At 58.1% G+C, this 17872-nt stretch carries 15 protein-coding genes and 1 tRNA gene; 13 read left to right on the top strand and 3 right to left on the bottom strand.

What is annotated here, in order from left to right; genetic code table 11:
* The first annotated feature begins 1 nt into the window (after nucleotide 1).
* The 4 genes from ACOYXE_RS15505 to ACOYXE_RS15490 all read left to right on the top strand — a co-directional run bounded on the left by ACOYXE_RS15505 (nucleotide 2) and on the right by ACOYXE_RS15490 (nucleotide 5563).
* Entirely contained in the window at nucleotides 2–763 is a 762-nt protein-coding gene (locus ACOYXE_RS15505; RefSeq protein WP_007911390.1) for an MBL fold metallo-hydrolase, read from the top strand.
* Nucleotides 764–791: 28 nt separating this feature from the next.
* Nucleotides 792–1505 carry a phosphoribosylaminoimidazolesuccinocarboxamide synthase gene (gene purC / locus ACOYXE_RS15500; protein WP_008077821.1) on the top strand — a complete coding sequence of 238 codons (714 nt, stop codon included), beginning with the start codon at nucleotides 792–794 and terminating at the stop codon, nucleotides 1503–1505.
* Nucleotides 1506–1588: 83 nt separating this feature from the next.
* Nucleotides 1589–1678: transfer RNA gene (locus ACOYXE_RS15495), tRNA-Ser, on the top strand.
* Nucleotides 1679–2065: 387 nt separating this feature from the next.
* Nucleotides 2066–5563: a rhamnan synthesis F family protein gene (locus tag ACOYXE_RS15490; RefSeq protein ID WP_460926245.1), complete on the top strand. Its 3498-nt coding sequence runs from the start codon at nucleotides 2066–2068 to the stop codon at nucleotides 5561–5563.
* A 144-nt stretch (nucleotides 5564–5707) separates the two neighbouring features.
* Here ACOYXE_RS15490 and ACOYXE_RS15485 read toward each other — a convergent pair whose 3' ends face one another.
* Nucleotides 5708–5899, bottom strand: coding sequence for a YegP family protein (locus tag ACOYXE_RS15485; RefSeq protein WP_160056558.1), 192 nt, complete (start codon nucleotides 5897–5899; stop codon nucleotides 5708–5710).
* A gap of 276 nt (nucleotides 5900–6175) precedes the next feature.
* On the opposite strand from ACOYXE_RS15485, the gene ACOYXE_RS15480 reads away from it, so the two are divergent.
* The 6 genes from ACOYXE_RS15480 to ACOYXE_RS15455 all read left to right on the top strand — a co-directional run bounded on the left by ACOYXE_RS15480 (nucleotide 6176) and on the right by ACOYXE_RS15455 (nucleotide 11857).
* Nucleotides 6176–7141, top strand: coding sequence for a glycosyltransferase family 2 protein (locus ACOYXE_RS15480; protein ID WP_160056560.1), 966 nt, complete (start codon nucleotides 6176–6178; stop codon nucleotides 7139–7141).
* A 3-nt stretch (nucleotides 7142–7144) separates the two neighbouring features.
* Nucleotides 7145–7855, top strand: a complete 711-nt coding sequence (locus ACOYXE_RS15475; protein WP_160056562.1) for a class I SAM-dependent methyltransferase — start codon at nucleotides 7145–7147, stop codon at nucleotides 7853–7855.
* Nucleotides 7852–8238, top strand: a complete 387-nt coding sequence (locus tag ACOYXE_RS15470; RefSeq protein WP_405122152.1) for a GtrA family protein — start codon at nucleotides 7852–7854, stop codon at nucleotides 8236–8238. Before ACOYXE_RS15475 ends, ACOYXE_RS15470 begins: the two co-directional genes overlap by 4 nt.
* Nucleotides 8235–10331: a DUF6311 domain-containing protein gene (locus tag ACOYXE_RS15465; RefSeq protein WP_460926244.1), complete on the top strand. Its 2097-nt coding sequence runs from the start codon at nucleotides 8235–8237 to the stop codon at nucleotides 10329–10331. Before ACOYXE_RS15470 ends, ACOYXE_RS15465 begins: the two co-directional genes overlap by 4 nt.
* Nucleotides 10332–10405: 74 nt before the next feature.
* Nucleotides 10406–11326, top strand: a complete 921-nt coding sequence (locus ACOYXE_RS15460; protein ID WP_077571542.1) for a LysR substrate-binding domain-containing protein — start codon at nucleotides 10406–10408, stop codon at nucleotides 11324–11326.
* 165 nt (nucleotides 11327–11491) lie between these two features.
* Complete coding sequence (locus tag ACOYXE_RS15455) at nucleotides 11492–11857, top strand: 5-carboxymethyl-2-hydroxymuconate Delta-isomerase (protein ID WP_093438263.1); 366 nt, start codon at nucleotides 11492–11494, stop codon at nucleotides 11855–11857.
* Between the two features lie 3 nt (nucleotides 11858–11860).
* On the opposite strand, the gene ACOYXE_RS15450 is transcribed toward ACOYXE_RS15455, so the two are convergent.
* Nucleotides 11861–12796 (bottom strand): LysR family transcriptional regulator, encoded by a 936-nt coding sequence (locus tag ACOYXE_RS15450; protein WP_007911368.1) that lies wholly within the window; start codon nucleotides 12794–12796, stop codon nucleotides 11861–11863.
* 176 nt (nucleotides 12797–12972) lie between these two features.
* Nucleotides 12973–14166: a cyanate transporter gene (locus ACOYXE_RS15445; RefSeq protein ID WP_160056570.1), complete on the bottom strand. Its 1194-nt coding sequence runs from the start codon at nucleotides 14164–14166 to the stop codon at nucleotides 12973–12975.
* Nucleotides 14167–14571: 405 nt separating this feature from the next.
* On the opposite strand from ACOYXE_RS15445, the gene ACOYXE_RS15440 reads away from it, so the two are divergent.
* The 3 genes from ACOYXE_RS15440 (at nucleotide 14572) to ACOYXE_RS15430 (ending at nucleotide 17808) form a co-directional block, all read left to right on the top strand.
* Nucleotides 14572–16221 carry a phosphoethanolamine transferase gene (locus ACOYXE_RS15440; protein ID WP_460926243.1) on the top strand — a complete coding sequence of 550 codons (1650 nt, stop codon included), beginning with the start codon at nucleotides 14572–14574 and terminating at the stop codon, nucleotides 16219–16221.
* A gap of 163 nt (nucleotides 16222–16384) precedes the next feature.
* Entirely contained in the window at nucleotides 16385–17518 is a 1134-nt protein-coding gene (gene rnd / locus ACOYXE_RS15435; RefSeq protein ID WP_160056574.1) for a ribonuclease D, read from the top strand.
* Nucleotides 17515–17808: a YcgL domain-containing protein gene (locus ACOYXE_RS15430; RefSeq protein WP_460926242.1), complete on the top strand. Its 294-nt coding sequence runs from the start codon at nucleotides 17515–17517 to the stop codon at nucleotides 17806–17808. Before rnd ends, ACOYXE_RS15430 begins: the two co-directional genes overlap by 4 nt.
* Nucleotides 17809–17872: the final 64 nt, after the last annotated feature.

Raw genomic sequence — 17872 nt, 5'->3', positions numbered from 1 at the left:
CATGCGTTTTGCCGTTCTCGGCAGCGGTAGCCAAGGGAACGGCACGCTGATCGCCAGTGCTGATACGTATGTGCTGGTGGATTGTGGTTTTTCCCTGCGGGAAACCGAAAAACGCCTGTTGCGCCTGGGTGTGAACCCGGCGCAACTGAGCGCGATACTCGTAACCCACGAACATGCCGACCACGTGCATGGCGTGGGTTTGCTGTCTCGGCGCTACAATCTACCGGTCTACCTCAGTCGCGGCACACTGCGCGGGATGCGCAAACCGATCGAACCCGCAGGCTTTCTGGCCGGCGGCGAGCAACTGCAGATCGGTGCACTGAACATCGGGGTCATTGCCGTGGCCCATGATGCGCAGGAACCGACCCAGTATGTCTTCAGTGATCACGAGCAGCGGCGTTTCGGCCTGCTGACCGACCTGGGTTCCTACTGCGAGCGGGTGCTGGACGGTTATCGGGATCTCGATGCGTTGATGATCGAATCCAACCATTGTCGCGACATGCTGGCCCGTGGTCATTACCCGTACTTTCTCAAGCAGCGGGTGGGCGGCGAGCTGGGACATTTGAACAACCATCAGGCGGCATTCCTGGTGTCGGAGTTGGGCTGGCAAGGTCTGCAACACCTGGTTCTGGCCCATCTGAGCAGCAAGAACAACCTGCCGCAGCTGGCCCGGCAATGTTTTGTCGACACCCTCGGGTGCGACCCGGACTGGCTGCAACTGGCCGATCAAGATTCAGGGCTCGACTGGCGCCACATCGCCTAGCCCACCTACTTAGCAAGCGGAGCCCATCATGGAAAAACGTGAAGAACTCTACCGCGGCAAAGCCAAATCGGTTTACAAGACCGACGACGCTGACCGCTTGATCCTGCTGTTTCGCAACGACACCTCGGCGTTCGACGGCAAGCGCATCGAGCAGCTCGACCGCAAAGGCATGGTCAACAACAAGTTCAACGCCTTCATCATGCAGAAACTCGAAGCGGCCGGCATTCCGACCCAATTCGACAAACTGCTGGCCGACAACGAAGTGCTGGTGAAGAAGCTCGACATGATCCCGGTCGAGTGCGTCGTGCGTAACTACGCCGCCGGTAGCCTGGTCAAGCGTCTGGGCGTCGAAGAAGGCCTGAAGCTCAACCCGTACACCTTCGAACTGTTCCTGAAAGACGACGCCAAGGGCGACCCGTTCATCAACGAATCCCACGTCGTGGCATTCGGTTGGGGCACCGCCGAGCAACTGGTTCGCATGAAAGAACTGTCGCTCAAGGTCAACGAAGTCCTGACCAAGCTGTTCGACGACGCCGGCCTGCTGCTGGTCGACTTCAAGCTTGAGTTCGGCGTATTCAGTGACGGCTCCATCGTTCTTGGCGACGAGTTCAGCCCGGACGGCTGCCGTCTGTGGGACAAGGACACCAAGAAGAAGATGGACAAAGACCGCTTCCGTCAGGGCCTCGGTGACGTCATCGAAGCCTACGAAGAAGTCGCCAATCGTCTGGGCGTACCGCTTTAATCGACGCAAGCATCTGATAGCACGAAGAAATTTTCGAAAGAGGGTTTGCTTTCGGTAAAAGTGTTGTTATGATGCGCGCCGTTGGAGAGATGCCAGAGTGGCCGAATGGGACGGATTCGAAATCCGTTGTACCTTCACCGGTACCTAGGGTTCGAATCCCTATCTCTCCGCCATTACATAGGAAAAGCCCCGTAGATGAAAATCTACGGGGCTTTTTCGTTTCTGCGAATCCAGTATTCGTGGCTGTAGCGAGGGTGCTGAAGCGCGTTTTGCACGCTGAGGTCATTGGCAGAGAGGCAATTTAAGTAAATAGAGCCTCTGCCGACATTAGAGATACGACGCTCACAGGACCCGCCGACCCATTTAAAGCCGCGTTCGCAGAGTAGGGGGCTTTCATTATTGGCCAGCGATCGGCCGCCAGATCAAACTCGTCGTCGTTTATCCTCTGTCCAGCCATGAGGCCAGCGCTTTCACTAAAGTGGAGACTTGCTCACCTCGGCCGAGAAAAGCGCATCCAGCGAGTTCCAGCCTCGCTCCCTATTTGAATTGGTTTGAATATGATGATTCCACCATCAACCCAAGGTGCTCACCGCGCTTCTGAACGTCAGTCCGTCAAGTCAGGCATCAGCGCCGCTCCCCACGTCGACGGGTGCGAAGTACTGGTTGCGCAGCCGCCGGTATTCGAGGATGGCGAGCCGCCAGTCGGCGTGGTTATCCATGCGTATTACCCCGAAGTGCTGCAGGATATCCTGCGCCGTTTGATCAAACTGCCTGAACGCCTGCATCTTTACGTAACCTGCGTAGCCGGTCGTGACGATGAGGTCCGTGCTCAGCTGACGGCCAGTACATTGAGTTTTTCGCTATACCGGGTGCCGAACCACGGCAGGGACGTTTTGCCGTTTCTGCGGGTGCTGCCGTTCTTGCGTGCCGATAATATCCGCACGCTGGTCAAGCTGCACACCAAGCGTTCGCTGCACTTGGGCGGGGACAACGATTGGGGCGTTGAACTGTTCGATGACCTGTTGGGCCCGGTACGATTCAGTCGAGCGCTGGAACACCTTGCCGACCCGCTGCACGTTCCAATGCTGGGTCCCCAGCGATACCTGCTGCCAGTCACCCGATTCCTCAGCGAAAGCAATCGCGCCTTGCTTGTCACCCTGGCCGAGCGTGGCGGCGTTGATCCGCAAGGCATCAACGAAGCGGATTATTTTGCCGGCACCATGTTCTTTGCGCGCACTGAAGTGTTTGCCCCACTGGAGCGGATGCAGCTCACGAGCAACGATTTCGAAGCGGAAAGCGGCCAGCTCGACGGCACCCTCGCACACACTCTGGAGCGATTTTTCGGCGTTCTGGCGAATGTTGGTCGCCAGCAGCGCAATATCGACCTTTATCAGCGCTGGTTGGCGAGTCGGCAACTGGCTGCCGTCGAGGTCGAAGGTTTACCCGCGCGACTGGCGAGCTGGCCGCGGCAACCGGACGTGTTGTTGGTGTTGACCGACACCGTGGGTGACATCGAACTGTTGCGTTCCAGCCTGGCAAGCATCGATCGCCAGCTTTATCAGGCGGCGGCCATCGTGGTGCTCTCCGATGCCGAACCTGTAGGCGTTACGCCGGCCGACAATCTGGTCTGGCTGCCGTTGGCCGAATCCTGGCCGAGCCAGCTCAATCAGCTGTTGCAGGACATCGACGTCGACTGGTGGTACCTGTTACGGGGCGGAGACGAACTGGATCCTCACGCGCTGCTTTTGCTCGCTGAAGGCATCGCGCTGAATCCCGGCGTCAGCGCTTGCTACAGCGATGAAGACTCACTGACCGCTGAAGGCTGCCAGGGTCCGGTATTCAAGCCGGATTTGAATCTGGATATGTTGCGCAGTTATCCGTATGTCGGCCGCGCACTGTCCTTCAGTCGCGAGGCCGCGTTGTCTGCTGGCGGCTTTGATCCCGCCTTCAGCGAACTGGCGCCCCACGATTTGCTTTTTCGGCTGATTGAAACACACGGCCTGGGGACTGTCGGGCACCTCGCGGATGTGCTGGTGCATCAGGCCATCAATTTCCCCCAGTGGCTCAGTGAACCCCAAGTCATCGCAAACTCGGCAGCCATCGTCGGGGCGCACTTGCAGCGGCTGGGCGTGGCTCATGAGCTGCAGGCCGGACCTTTGCCAATGGCTAATCGTGTGGTCTACCGCCATGCGGAGCAGCCGCTGGTCTCGATCCTTATTCCCACCAAGGACTGCCTGCCGATGCTGCTGCGCTGCATCGAAAGCATCATGGAGAAAACCAGCTATACGAATTACGAACTGATCATCGTCGACAACAACAGCGAAACCGCCGAAGCCCGGGACTGGTTCAACGGTATGGAGCTGTTGAACAATCCCAAGGTGCGCATCCTGCGTTATCCGCACCCGTTCAACTATTCGGCGATCAATAATTTTGCCGCCAGCCATGCCCACGGCGATTACCTGGTGCTGCTCAACAATGACACGGCGATCATTGATGGCGACTGGCTTGGTGCGCTGCTGCATCACGCCCAGCGGCCAGAAGTGGGGATAGTGGGCGCCAAACTGTTGTTCCTCGACGGGACTGTTCAGCATGCAGGTGTGGTACTCGGGTTGCGTGGCGTTGCAGACCACCCGTTTATCGGCGATTCAATGCAGTCCAACGGCTACCTTCACCGCTTGCATCTTGATCAGAACTACAGCGCTGTCACCGCCGCCTGCCTGATGATCAGCACCGAGCTGTACCAGCAAGTGGGTGGAATGGACGAGGTCGGCCTGGCCGTTTCCTTTAACGATGTGGATCTGTGTCTGAAAGTCGGCCAGGCTGGACGGCTGATCGTCTGGACGCCCTATGTGCTGCTCGTTCACGAAGCCAGTGTGAGCCAGAACAACGTCGACACGACCAAGGAAGAAGCCAAGCGCAAACGGTTCAAGGGCGAACAATCGGTGATGTACCAGCGTTGGCTTGCGCAAATCGCCAACGATCCGGCCTACAACCGCAACCTGACCCTGGAGGGCAGTGGCTTCTCCTCCAAATACCGCACCGATACGGACTGGCACCCGTTTGCCAGTCGTGAGTTGCCTCACGTGCTGTGTCACCCCCTCGACTCTTTCGGCAGCGGACACTACCGCGTGCGTCAGCCTTTCGCTGCCCTGAAAGCCGCGCAGCTGATCGGCGGAACGGTAAGCGACGAGGGACTGCAACCGACAGAACTGGAGCGCATTGCGCCGGACACGATCATTTTCCAGGGGCAGCACACAACGCCTCATCTTGAGTACATGCAGGACACTAAGGCATTCTCCAGGGCGTTCAAGGTTTACGAGCTGGATGACTATATTCTTGACGTGCCCGCAGGCAACTTGAATCACGAATTGCTGCCCAAAGACATCACCAAACGCTTGAAGAAAGCGGTAGGGCTGTGCGATCGCTTGGTGGTGTCGACCGAACCGCTGGCCAATGCGCTGAAGGGCTTCAATACCGACATCCGGGTGATGGAAAACCGTCTGCCGAGCCACTGGTGGAGCGACCTGACCAGTTGGCGCCAGCAAGGCCGCAAGCCTCGGGTTGGCTGGGCCGGCGGCTCGAGTCACAGCGCCGACCTGCAAGTCATCGCCGAAGTGGTTCGTGCGCTGGAAGGGGAAGTTGAATGGGTGTTCATGGGAATGTGCCCACCAGCGCTGCGTCCCTATGTCCATGAGTTTCATAGAGGGGTGAGTATTGAAAAATACCCGCAAAGACTGGCCGGCCTGAACCTGGACCTGGCTTTGGCACCGCTGAAAGACAACTTTTTCAACGCCTGCAAAAGCAATTTGCGCTTGTTGGAATATGGCGCCTGTGGTTTCCCCGTGATCTGCTCGGACATCGTTTGTTATCAGGGGGATTTCCCGGTGACGAGGGTCAGGAACCGTTCGCAAGACTGGATTGCCGCTATTCGCGAACATCTTGCCGAACCCGATGCCAGCGCCAGGGCTGGGCAGGCCCTGCGCAGCGTTGTACTTGATCAGTGGATGCTCAAGGACGAGCATCTGTTGGCGTGGCGAGACGCCTGGCTGGCGGACTGAACAAGAGGCCTGCATTGCGCGCGGGTCTCTGTCAGGTCTTTCCCATAGTCGCGCAAAGCGCCCAAGCTTGTTCGAGCCCGAAAAAAAGCCTCACAGTCTTCAAACTGTGGGGCTTTTCCATTTCCGCAGGGTCGTGCACAGCGGCTAAATCACCTTGACCGGCGTCTCCCCCTGCACAGCCTTGATCAGCCCGATCACATGCAAGCAATCCGCCTTGTTCACATACGACTCGCCACTGGCGATGGTCTCGTGGTTACCCGCCCTCAGTCTCCAGCGCCATTGTCCTTTGCCGGTGCTCGGGGTGCCTCTGGATTGCCTGTAAATCTCGAAATACATTCAGTTCGCTCCATGCGATTCATTGTGCGACAGCCTGTGTGGCGCATGCTCGCAAGCCTAGCGCAGACGGTTTTTTTGGCTATCGGACATTTGTTTCCAATCGTTCGCGGATGTTTCTGAAGGGCGCGGGCTAGAGCGTGTGGATAGGCCTCTGGATTGGCCAATATGACGCCGTCTGCGCCTTGCAACGCCGTCGACGCTCCTGCTTAATACGGGACGGCTCATGGCGTCGAATATCGTTCGGCGACCGACAAACACTATAAGAAGAGCACTCCTTTGACTGAGCACGGAACGCAACAGGCCGGGCAGGTGACGTTATCGCTGGTGGTCCCCGTTTTTAACGAGGAGGACAGCCTCGACACCTTTTTGCGGCGCATCAATGAAGTCTTTCAGGCACAGGCGTTGATCGATCTGGAGCTGGTGTTCGTCAACGACGGCAGCACAGACGCGACCCTTGATCGCCTGCTTGAACATCAGCGCCAGGATGTGCGCCTGCGTATCGTCGACCTGAGCCGCAACTTCGGCAAAGAAGCGGCGTTGTCTGCCGGTTTGCAGATCGCGACCGGGCAGATCGTTGTGCCAATCGATGCTGACTTGCAGGATCCCCCGGAAGTCATTCTGCAGATGATCGAGCGCTGGCGTGAAGGCTTTGAAGTGGTGCTCGGTCACCGCATCAGCCGTCGCAGCGACACTTGGGCGAAACAGACCTCGGCTCACTGGTTTTACCGCCTGCACAACAAAATTGCCGAACAGCCTTTACCCGAGAACGTCGGCGATTTTCGCCTGATGGATCGCTGCGTGGTGGATGCCTTGCTGACCTTGCCCGAATCCCGGCGCTTCATGAAGGGCCTGTTCGCCTGGGTCGGCTTTCGCACTACCCACGTCGATTACGAGCGCCCGGAGCGCGTGGCGGGGCAGAGCAAGTTCAATGGTTGGCGCCTGTGGAATTTCGCGCTGGAAGGCATCACCAGTTTCAGTACCGAGCCATTGCGGATCTGGACGTATGTCGGCGCATTGGTGTCGCTGGTGTCTTTCGCCTTCGCCATGTTCATCGTCGTGCGTACGTTGATTCACGGTGTCGACATGCCCGGTTATGCCTCGCTGATGGTGGCCGTGACCTTTCTCGGTGGCCTGCAATTGATCGGCATCGGCGTACTCGGTGAGTACCTGGGCCGCACGTATATCGAATCCAAACGCCGGCCGGTTTTTCTGGTGCGTCGCGTCTACGACCCCAAGGACTGATACATGGATCTCAAGGAAACCGACATCCTCGGCGACAGCATCAACGAGCATTGGTATTACTGTTCGAAAGCCGCGGCCACCCGGCGTTTGCTGGGAGATGCAACCATCGGCCGAATCCTCGATGTCGGCGCCGGTTCGGGTTTTTTCTCCCACCATTTGCTGACGCACACCGATGCGCGTGAAGCGTGGTGCGTGGATATCAGCTATACCGCCGACTCCAGCACTACCACCGCCGGCAAACCGGTGCACTACCGTCGCGGGATCGAGACCATCGATGCCGATCTGGTGTTGCTGATGGACGTACTGGAGCATGTCGATGACGACCTCGGCCTGCTCAAAATGTACGTCGATAAAGTGCCGTCCGGTAGTCGTTTCCTGATGACAGTGCCGGCATTTCAGTTTCTGTGGAGCGGTCACGACGACTTTCTCGAACACAAGCGCCGCTACACGCTGGCGCAGTTCGAAACACTGGCGCGTGACGCGGGTTTGACGGTGCAGCGCGGTGCTTATTATTTCGGCGCGGTGTTCCCGATTGCGGCGGCGTTGCGCTTGTTGCCGCAAGGCGCGCAAGCGCAACCGCCGCGCTCGCAGCTTAAACGCCATCACCCACTGGTCAACGGCGTTCTCAAGACCTTGTGCAGTCTCGAGTTGCCATTGCTGGGCATCAACCGTCTGGCCGGGTTGAGTGTGTTCGTGCTGGCGCGCAAACCGTGACCTCGGCGGAAAAAAACGCATTGATCCAGCGTGGTGTGCGCTTTGCCGTGACCGGCCTGTTCGTCACCGCGTTGCATGCGTTGGTGGCGGTGCTGTTCATCAATTTCATTGCCGCGCAGCCGCCGCTGGCTAACGGCGTGGCGTTTGCCGTAGCGACCGTGGTGTCCTACGTGATCAACACCACCTGGAGTTTTTCTGCCCGTTTGCACGGGCGAACGCTGCTGCGTTTCCTGCTGGTGTCCGTAGGTGGCTTTTTTCTGGCGATGTTGGTTGCCTGGGCCGCACAGATTGCCGGGCTGCACTATCTGCTGGGCATCGTCGCGGTGGCGCTGACGATTCCGGTGTTCACCTTTGTCTTGCACAATTTCTGGACCTATCGATGAAGGCTTCACGACACCATCCGGCGCTGGGCCTGTTGCCTTTACTGCTCGGCGTTGTGGCATTTTTCTGCGTGATCGGGCCGCAAGCGCTCGATCCGCAAAACATTGCCTGGCTGGAGCAGGGCGATCCGGCCACGCATTATCTGGGCTGGGCATATTTCCGCCATTCACCCTGGACCTTTCCGCTGGGCCTTAACCCGTCCTATGGTCTGGAATTGGGCAATTCGATCATTTTCTCCGACTCCAACCCGCTGCTGGCGCTGTTGTTCAAGCCGTTCAATGCGTGGTTACCGGCGACCTTCCAGTATTTCGGTCTGTGGCTGCTGGCGTGTTTCGTTCTGCAAGCCTGGTTCGGCTGGAAACTGCTGGGGTTGATGACGGGCAATCCGTTGATCCGCCTGCTGGGCACTGGATTGCTGGTCATTTCGCCGCCGATGTTCCTGCGCATGGGCGGGCACCTTTCCCTGTCCGGGCATTTCCTTATTCTGGCGGCACTGTACCTGGCGTTATTACCGAACCTGTATCGACGTCGTCTGGCCTGGGGCGCGCTGCTGGCGGTGACGGCGATGGTGCATGCCTACCTGTTGGCGATGGTGGCGCTGATCTGGGTGGCGGATCTGCTCGGCAAGACCTTCAGCCAACAATTGACGCGACGTCAGGGCCTGCTCGAAGGCGTTTCGCTGTTTGCCGTGGTGAGTGTGTGTTGCTGGCAGGTCGGTTACTTCGCTATTGCCGATGGCGCGCAATCCGGCGGTTTCGGTTTGTACCGGATGAACCTGCTGTCGCCACTGGATCCGGCCGGCTGGTCGTTGATTTTGCCGGACCTGCCAAAAGCCAGCGGCGATTACGAAGGCTTCAATTATCCGGGTCTGGGTGTGCTGTTGCTGGTGCCGTTGGCGCTGATTGCCTTTCTGAGAAATCGCCAGCCGCTGAAGGATGAGCTTCGCCTTCGCCCTTGGCTAATGCTGGCGCTGATCGGTTTATCGTTGTTTGCGCTATCGAACCAGATTGGTGTCGGCGCACACACCTTCAGCTACCCGCTACCGAAAATCGCCATCAAATTGGCGAATGTTTTTCGCGCCTCGGGGCGGATGTTCTGGCCGGTGTTGTACGCGCTAATTCTGCTGGTGATGTTTCTGCTGGTGCGCGGTTACCGGCCACGCATCGTCGTCGCATTGCTGGCGATCGCGTTGACGATACAGGTCGTCGATACGCGCAACGGCTGGATGGGCTTGCGCAATGGCAAGATCATGACGCCGTCCGCAGAATGGCCAACGCCGATGCGTGATCCGTTCTGGGTGAGTGCGGCGGCGCATTACCCGAACATCCGCAGTCTGATGCCGCAGAATCAGTCCGAGCGTTGGCAAGTGATTGCCGATTTCGCCGCGACCCATGGCCTGAAAACCGACGCCGTTTATCTGGGGCGCATGAGTTCCAGAGCGTTGGAGCAGGCCCGACAAAAATCCCGGCACATGCTTGAGTCAGGGCAATACGATGCCGACTCCTTGTACATCCTCGACGACTCCGTGCTGGCCGATGCCGCGAAAAGCATCAACAGTGAAACGGACCTGCTGACCCGCGTGGATGGCATGGTGGTGCTGGCGCCGGGCTGGAAGCGTTGTTCGCAGTGCCTGAGCATGCCGGATGAAGGACGGCGGATGTCACTACTGGCATTGATGCGCCCCGGTCAGACGCTGATCTTCAACTACTCCGCCCGGCCACTGGCCAACGGCTGGTCGACCCCGGAAAACTGGGGAACATGGTCGACGGGGCAGCAGGCACAGATCGACTTGCGGGTGTCACCCGAGGCGCGCTCGATTGCGCTGGATGTCATGGCATTCGTTATGCCGCAACACCCGGCGCAGCGAGTGATCGTCCGTTTGAATGGCGAGCAGGTGCTGACTACGCGCATGGTGCAACATCAGGATAATCATCTGGAAATACCGATCACCCAGAGCATCCGGCAGCGCCTGGCGGGCGATGATCGCCTGACGATCGAGCTGCAATTACCCGACGCCATCAGCCCTGAACAATTGGGCATCAATGATGATTCACGGGTCATGGGGCTGGGCTTGAAGCGCTTGACGGTGAACTGACGCACCGTGGCGATGGACGCCGGGGCCCCGGCCTTTCTACACTGCCGGTATTCCGGGGGGGCAGGGGGCAATGGATGAACCGCAATGAACTTCGCAAGGCCGACATCAACCTGATGGTGGTGTTCGAGACCTTGATGCTCGAGCGCAACGTGACCCGCGCGGCCGAGAAGCTGTTTCTCGGCCAGCCGACCATCAGTTCGGCGCTCAACCGCTTGCGCACGATGCTCAACGATCCGCTGTTTATCCGTGTCGGCCACCGCATGGAACCGACCGCCCGCGCCGAAGATATTTTTCGCCATCTCAAGCCTGCGCTGGACTCGTTGTCAGTGGCGCTGAGCCTGACCCGCGATTTTGATCCGGCCGTCAGCACCATGACTTTCCGCATCGGCCTGTCCGATGACGTCGAGTTCGGCCTGTTGCCGCCGCTGTTGCGTGCGCTGCGCCAGGAAGCGCCGAACGTGGTGTTCGTGGTGCAACATGTCGATTACTGGCGCATCCCCGATCTGCTCGCAGCGGGTGATATCACGGTCGGTATCAGCCAGACGCGTGGCTTGCCGGCCAATGCCAAGCGCAAACTGCTGCGGCACATTCAGCCGAGCATCCTGCGCGCCGACGCCAGCGATACACCGCTGACGCTGGATGAATATTGCGCACGCCCGCACGTGCTGGTTTCGCACACGGCCAATGTCAGTGGATTTGCCGATGAGTGGCTCGCGGAACTCGGGCGCACCCGTCAGGTGGTGCTGTCGGTGCCGCAATACAGTGCATTGCCGGCATTGCTGGCCGGCACCGACCTGATTGCCAGTCTGCCGGATTACACGGCGGCGGCCATGGCCACTTCGGGGTTACTGTTCAAGGAGCCGTTCCCGTTCAAGACGCCGACGCTGGATTTGTCGATGGTCTGGCTCAGTCACGTCGACAGCGATCCGGCGGAGCGCTGGTTGCGTTCGCGGCTGGAGCAATTCATGAGCGAACGGCCATTGACCGCAGCCTGAGCCATGACACCGTGTAGGAGCTGCGGCACGCTGCGATCTTTTGATCTTCAAATCTCACGATCAAAAGATCGCAGCCTCGTTTCACTCGACAGCTCCTACAGGGATTGGTGATGAGCCGCATGTGCTATATGTACGACCTTTCTGCCAACTGACCGGGGACCTGCAATGCCACACCTGCACATGGAATACACCGCCAACCTGCCGCAGTTGAACGCCGATGTCGCGTTGATGCGGCTCAACAACACCCTGGTGGGCTCTGGTCAGTTCGCGGCGGAGTTCGATATCAAGAGCCGTGCGGTGAAAGTCGAGACCTTCAAGGTCGGAACCGCCATGGCCGAGCGCGCCTTCGTCTATGTGAAGCTGGCGCTGCTCAGCGGGCGTTCGCCGCAGATCAAGAAGCAGTTGTCAGAAAGCCTGTTGGCAGTCTTGCAGGACCTGTGCGAATGGCCGGCCGGTGTCGAGGTGCAGCTGTGTGTCGAACTGGTCGACATGGATCGCGAGTCCTACAGCAAAACCGCTATTGGCGTGTAGGACTCAGGCCGCTTCGAGTTCGCTGCACACCTTGACCACCTGCTCGCGCAACCACAGATTGGCGCTGTCCTGATCAACGCTCTGGCTCCATTGCATGTCCAGGGTAAAGCCCGGCAAGCCATTTGGTGCCTCGCAGTGATTGAACACCGCCTCGTTGGTCAGCAAGCGCTGGATACGGCGTGGCAGGGTGAGGATGAAGTCGGTCCCGGTGATCATTTTTAATGCCGCGCTGTAGCTGTTCGAGCGCGCAACGATCTGGCGTTTTTGCGCCTGCCGCGCCAGCCAGCCGTCGACCATGTTGGTGGTCGACGTCCACGGTGTAGGGAACACATGCCGGCGTTCGGTAAAGGCCTGCAGGCTCAGGCGCGGCTCCAGTGGCGTGGCGCGTTTGTCGAAGACGCAGACCAGATCATCTTCCAGCAGCATCCGCGATTTCAGGTCGGTGTGATGGCGGTGGAAGTTGGGGCCGAAGCTGATCACCAGATCGAGGCTGCCGTCGCGCAGCTCATCCGCCGGCACATCGGTCTCGAACTTGTGCATGTTGACCATCACCGGCAAATCGTCGAAGTCGAAACGCTTCAACAGGCGCGGCAGAATCAGTTGCTCGAAGTATTCCGGGGCGCAGATGTTGAAGGTGACGGCTTGCCGGGTCGGGTCGAACGTGGGGGCGCCGGCGTGGCACAGGTTGATACTTTCCAGAATCTTCTGCACATGGCCGTACATGGTGCTGGCCTTGTAGGTCGGACGCATGCCGGTGCGGGTGTTGATGAACAGTTCGTCTTCGAAACTGGTGCGCAGTTTTTTCAAACAGTAACTGACGGTGGACTGGCTGACGAACAGGGTTTCTGAAACATCGGTAACGCTGCTTTGCTCATAAACAGCGATAAACACCATGAGATCCTGCATGTCGAGCTTTCGAAGCAAGTTACTGTTCAGCATCCGTTCCGTCTCGCTGTGCTCCTTGCGCTGAATCCGCGCAAACGTGTGCGAATGATCCTAACGGAACGATGGTGCCAGGACAAAGCCCTGTAGGACGTTTCACAGTCAGTTGTGGGACAGAAAGTTTTACGAACACGACGTCCCCGACAAAACCACTGAAATGTGGCCAGAAGCCTTTATCTCGACGCGGGAAAGTGTCGGGCGTAATGCCTGGGATCGAAGCGCCACACCATTAACAGCATCACTCCCATCACAGCGGTCAGCGCCCACCAGGCCCATTCGAAACTTCCAAGCCAATCGCGGATCATTCCGGCCAGCAGCGGCGAAAGGCCGGCGATCAAGTAACCGATGCCCTGCACGAACGCGGTCAGCCCACCGGCGCGTTGCGGGTTGTCGAGGTGATCGAGCGAGACGATCAGGCTCATCGGAAACAAACCGCCAATACCCAAACCCAACAGGCACGGCCACAGCAGGCTGAGCTGTTGTGGGCTGAGGATCAGGCCGCAAAATCCGCTGATGATCAGCATCAGTAACGCCATCAGAATCACGCGTCGATCCCGGCTGCGATTGGCGATCGCCGGCACCACCAAGCCGGAAATCACCTCCATGGCCGTCAGAAGACCCAACAACAGCCCAGCGTTTTGTTCACTCCAGCCTTTTTCCACGTAATACGGCGCGAGCCAGGCCAGCACGCAGGTGTAGGACGCTGTCCCCAAACCAAAGAAGATCGCCAGTAACCAGGCGCGGGAATTGGCGAGGAACGAGTCTTTTCTGGCTACCGCCATCTCCGTGGAGGGTTGCTGGCGGCGTTGGAACCACCAGAACACAAACGCGAGTAAAGCCAGCATCGCCCAGAAGGCCAGACCACTGCGCCAGCTCCCGGTTTGCATCAGCACCAGCGGCGCGAGCGAGGCGGCAAGCGCGGCGCCAGCCATGATCGACGTGACGTATAGACCCATGCACAGCGCGACGTTGTCAGCGAAGCGCGATTTGATCAGCGCCGGCATCAACGCCTGAATAAGTGCTATGCCGATGCCGGCCAGCACGGCGCTTGCAATAAATTGGGCAGCAGAGTCGATAAACAGTCGTGACAATGTTGCCAGGCCGATGATCAGCAAGGACAGCAATACCGTCCGTTGCTCACCCAGCCGTTGACTGATGCCAATACCGAAAAACATCGCCAGGCCCATGGCCATCACCGGCAGCATGGTCAGCAGTGAAGCGACAGTGAAGCTCAGCGGGATGTCGCCGCGAATGGCCGACAGTAACGGACCGACTGCCGCCATCGACGGACGCAGATTGAGCGCGACGAGAATGATGGCGAGCATCAACAAGACGGCGGGGCGAGCGGTGGCGCGGAGGTTTTCCATCGTCAGACCTTTGGACAGGGCGGATGATTAGGCGCGGAACCGCTTGTGCTGGGCAAACCAGAAAATCCACAGCCCTTTTTAAAAATCAAATACCGATCCCTGTAGGAGCTGTCGAGTGCAACGAGGCTGCGATCTTTTGATCTGGCTTTAAAGATCAAGATCAAAAGATCGCAGCCTGCGGCAGCTCCTACAGGGGACGCATTGTTTACTGAATAAAAGCTGAACCATTCTCAAATACTTCACAAGTTTCATCACGTCACCAAAGTCCAACTAATCGTTGGCGTCTTTTTCACAAAAAATTGATGGTTGCCTGCTTAAAGTTTGTCATGCCTTGGTTAATGAAATTTTCACAACTGAAATTTCTTTCATGGACTGAGGCTCTTCTTTTCAGGAATCGCCCTTTCTATGTTGAAGTTAAAAGCCGTGCGCCCGGAATCGGTGACGTTGATCGCCAGCGCCTTTCTTTTAATCGGCTGCAATGTTGTCCTCTGGCAGCACCTGTTCGAGATCACCACCGCAGATGGCAAGGGCATCGCCATGCGCGTGGCGTTTGGGGTAATGATCCTGGCGGCATTCAACATTGTGCTGACGGTTCTGGCTTTCCGTCCGCTGCTCAAACCGCTGTTGACCCTGATATTCCTGATCAGCGCCGGCGTGGCTTACTTTATGAGTCAATATGGCGTAATGATCGATGCCGGCATGTTGCGCAACTTTGCCGAAACCAATGCAACGGAAGTGCGTGATCTGCTCTCGTTGAAGTTGTTTGCTTATATTCTGTTGCTTGGTGTCTTGCCATCATTTTTGTTGTGGAAGTTGCCGATTAATTATCGTCGCTGGCACCGTGAGTTGTTCAGTAAAGTTATTGTCAGTGTCGCCTCGGTAGCGGTAATTGGCGGCGTGGCCCTAGCCAACTATCAGGGCTTGTCTTCACTGTTTCGCAACCATCACGAAATTCGCCTGATGCTAGTGCCGAGCAACTACATTGGTGCTTCGGCTGGTTACCTGCGTGAACAAGTGGTTTCGGCGCAGCAACCGTTCGTCAAGATCGGTGAAGACGCTGAGCGCAATCCGGATGTGAAGCTTCAGCCGCGTAAATCCCTGACCGTGTTAGTGGTGGGCGAAAGTGCCCGGGCGGAGAATTTCGGCATCCTCGGTTATGACCGCGACACCACACCGAAACTGGACAAGGAAGCCGGGCTGATCGCCTTTACCGATGTACATTCCTGCGGCACGGAAACGGCTGTTTCTGTGCCGTGCATGTTCTCCAACATGGGTCGCAAGGATTACGACGCCAGCAAGGCGAAGAATGAAGAAGGTTTACTCGATGTGCTCAAGCGTGCCGGGATCGACGTGATCTGGCGTGACAACCAGTCTGGCTGCAAAGGCACCTGTGATCGAGTCACCCTGCAGGATGTCAGCAACCTGAAGGACCCGGCGCTGTGCGCCAACAGCGAGTGCCGCGACGAAATCCTCCTGCAAGGCCTGCAAGGTTTTATCGACCACCTGGACAAGGACACCGTTCTGGTCCTGCACCAGATGGGCAGCCATGGCCCGGAATACTTCAAGCGCTATCCAAAGGAATACCAGCACTTCACGCCTGTTTGTGAAAGTAACGCGCTTAACAATTGCAGTCGCGAAAGTATCGTCAACGGTTACGACAACACGCTGGTGTATACCGACCATGTGCTGTCGAGTCTGATCGATGTATTGCGCAGCAATCAGGACAAAGTCGATACCGCCATGTTGTACCTGTCGGACCACGGTGAGTCGCTGGGCGAATACAACTTGTTCCTGCACGGTACGCCTTACATGCTGGCGCCAGAGCAACAAAAGCATGTAGCGATGCTGGCGTGGTTTTCCGACAACTATCAGAAGGCTTATTCGGTCGACACCCATTGCCTGCAGATGAGCCGCGATAAACCTCTGAGCCAGGATAACCTGTTCCACTCGATGCTTGGCCTGCTTGAGGTCAAGAGCAAGGTCTATCAGCCGGGTCTGGACATGTTTGCCGGTTGCCGTGGCGCGGTGATTGACGGCGTGCTCGCGAAGGAATGAGGCCAATCGGCTCCGTCGTTCTGACGTGACGGGCCTGTCTGTTTCCTCTGTCAGACTATTCTTGCTCTTTGGCAGGACATTTCGTTACAGCTCTTGCCCTTCGCAGGCGCGTAAATCGCCGGTGGCGATATATACTGCGCGCCATTCTTCAAGGGAGAGCCGTGTGGCCATCGATATTCACTGGATTCGCGACAACGAAAGCCTCGCGCAGTTTTGCGCCGAGTGGCAGCAGCTGCCGTTCGTTGCCCTCGACACCGAATTCATGCGGGTCGACACCTTCTACCCGATTGCCGGCCTGTTGCAGATTGGCGACGGCAAACGCGCCTATCTGATCGATCCGCTGACCATCAATGCCTGGCAACCGCTGGCCGCACTGCTGGAAAACCCGGCGGTGCTGAAAGTCTTGCACGCCTGCAGCGAAGACCTCGAAGTGCTGTTGCGTCTGACCGGCAGCCTGCCGGCACCGATGTTCGACACGCAACTGGCCGCCGCTTACCTGAATCTCGGGTTCTCGATGGGCTATTCGCGACTGGTGCAGGAAGTGCTCGGCATCGAACTGCCGAAGGGCGAGACCCGTTCCGACTGGTTGCAACGCCCGTTGTCCGACACACAAATCAGCTACGCCGCCGAAGATGCCGTGCATCTGGCTGAGGTTTTCGTACAACTGCGGCCGAAACTGTCTGACGACAAATTCGCCTGGGTGCTGGAGGACGGTGCTGAACTGGTCGCCAACCTGCGCCGCGAAACCGACCCTTACGAGGTCTATCGCGAGGCCAAACTGGCGTGGAAACTCTCGCGGGCGCAACTGGCGGTATTGCGTGAGTTGTGCGCCTGGCGTGAAAAAGAAGCCCGCGCCCGCGATCTGCCGCGCAACCGCATCGTCCGCGAGCATTCGCTGTGGCCGTTGGCTCGTACGCAGCCGGATAACCTCGCCGCGTTGGGCAAGATCGAAGACATGCATCCGCGTACCGTGCGTCAGGACGGCCAGTTTCTGCTTGATCTGATCAAGCGCTCTGGCAGTGTGGGCCCTGATCAATGGCCGCCCGCCGTAGCCGAGCCATTGCCGATCGAAGCGGCTGCGTTGATCAAACAACTGCGCGCATTGGGTCAGGCTGAGGCCGAGCGCCTGGGCATCGCCCCGGAACTGATGCTGCGCAAGAAAACCCTCGAAGCTCTGGTCAAAAGCGGTTATCCCGAGGGTCCTTACCAATTGCCTGAGTCGTTGCGTGGCTGGCGCCGCGAACTCATGGGTCAGAAGCTGCTCGACAGCCTGGCCACCGCCGGAGAACAGCCTTGAAACGTATTTGTTCCATTTACCAAAGCTCGAAGCGCAGCGGCATGTACCTTTATTTGCTCAAAAGTGATGCGCTGGAGCGCGTTCCGGAAGCGCTGATGCTGGCCTTCGGCAAGCCGAAGCATTCCTTCGATCTGGTGCTGTCGCCCGAGCGCAAACTGGCCAGCGAAGACATCGTCGTGGTCCTGGAAAACCTCGACAAGCAGGGCTACCACCTGCAAATGCCGCCGGCTGAGGACGAGTACATCGAGCATTTGCCCGAAGAGTTGCTGCGACGTAACGACCCGGTCTGATCTGCGCGGCTCTGTTCTGAGTCTCGGTTTACCCTGGAACTGTTTTTACCGCGATGGCCGTCCG

The sequence above is a fragment of the Pseudomonas sp. MC6 genome (assembly GCF_054790575.1).
Note: the sequence above shows the minus strand (reverse complement) of the source record. Positions and strands in the feature narration are given on the sequence as shown.

What these genes read in the sequence shown, in the direction of transcription:
- ACOYXE_RS15505 (WP_007911390.1), top strand. Translation starts at nt 2, where the DNA reads ATGCGTTTTGCCGTTCTCGGCAGCGGTAGCCAAGGGAACGGCACGCTG.
- purC (WP_008077821.1), top strand. Translation starts at nt 792, where the DNA reads ATGGAAAAACGTGAAGAACTCTACCGCGGCAAAGCCAAATCGGTTTAC.
- ACOYXE_RS15490 (WP_460926245.1), top strand. Translation starts at nt 2,066, where the DNA reads ATGATTCCACCATCAACCCAAGGTGCTCACCGCGCTTCTGAACGTCAG.
- ACOYXE_RS15485 (WP_160056558.1), bottom strand. Translation starts at nt 5,899, where the DNA reads ATGTATTTCGAGATTTACAGGCAATCCAGAGGCACCCCGAGCACCGGC.
- ACOYXE_RS15475 (WP_160056562.1), top strand. Translation starts at nt 7,145, where the DNA reads ATGGATCTCAAGGAAACCGACATCCTCGGCGACAGCATCAACGAGCAT.
- ACOYXE_RS15465 (WP_460926244.1), top strand. Translation starts at nt 8,235, where the DNA reads ATGAAGGCTTCACGACACCATCCGGCGCTGGGCCTGTTGCCTTTACTG.
- ACOYXE_RS15460 (WP_077571542.1), top strand. Translation starts at nt 10,406, where the DNA reads ATGAACCGCAATGAACTTCGCAAGGCCGACATCAACCTGATGGTGGTG.
- ACOYXE_RS15455 (WP_093438263.1), top strand. Translation starts at nt 11,492, where the DNA reads ATGCCACACCTGCACATGGAATACACCGCCAACCTGCCGCAGTTGAAC.
- ACOYXE_RS15450 (WP_007911368.1), bottom strand. Translation starts at nt 12,796, where the DNA reads ATGCTGAACAGTAACTTGCTTCGAAAGCTCGACATGCAGGATCTCATG.
- ACOYXE_RS15445 (WP_160056570.1), bottom strand. Translation starts at nt 14,166, where the DNA reads ATGGAAAACCTCCGCGCCACCGCTCGCCCCGCCGTCTTGTTGATGCTC.
- ACOYXE_RS15440 (WP_460926243.1), top strand. Translation starts at nt 14,572, where the DNA reads ATGTTGAAGTTAAAAGCCGTGCGCCCGGAATCGGTGACGTTGATCGCC.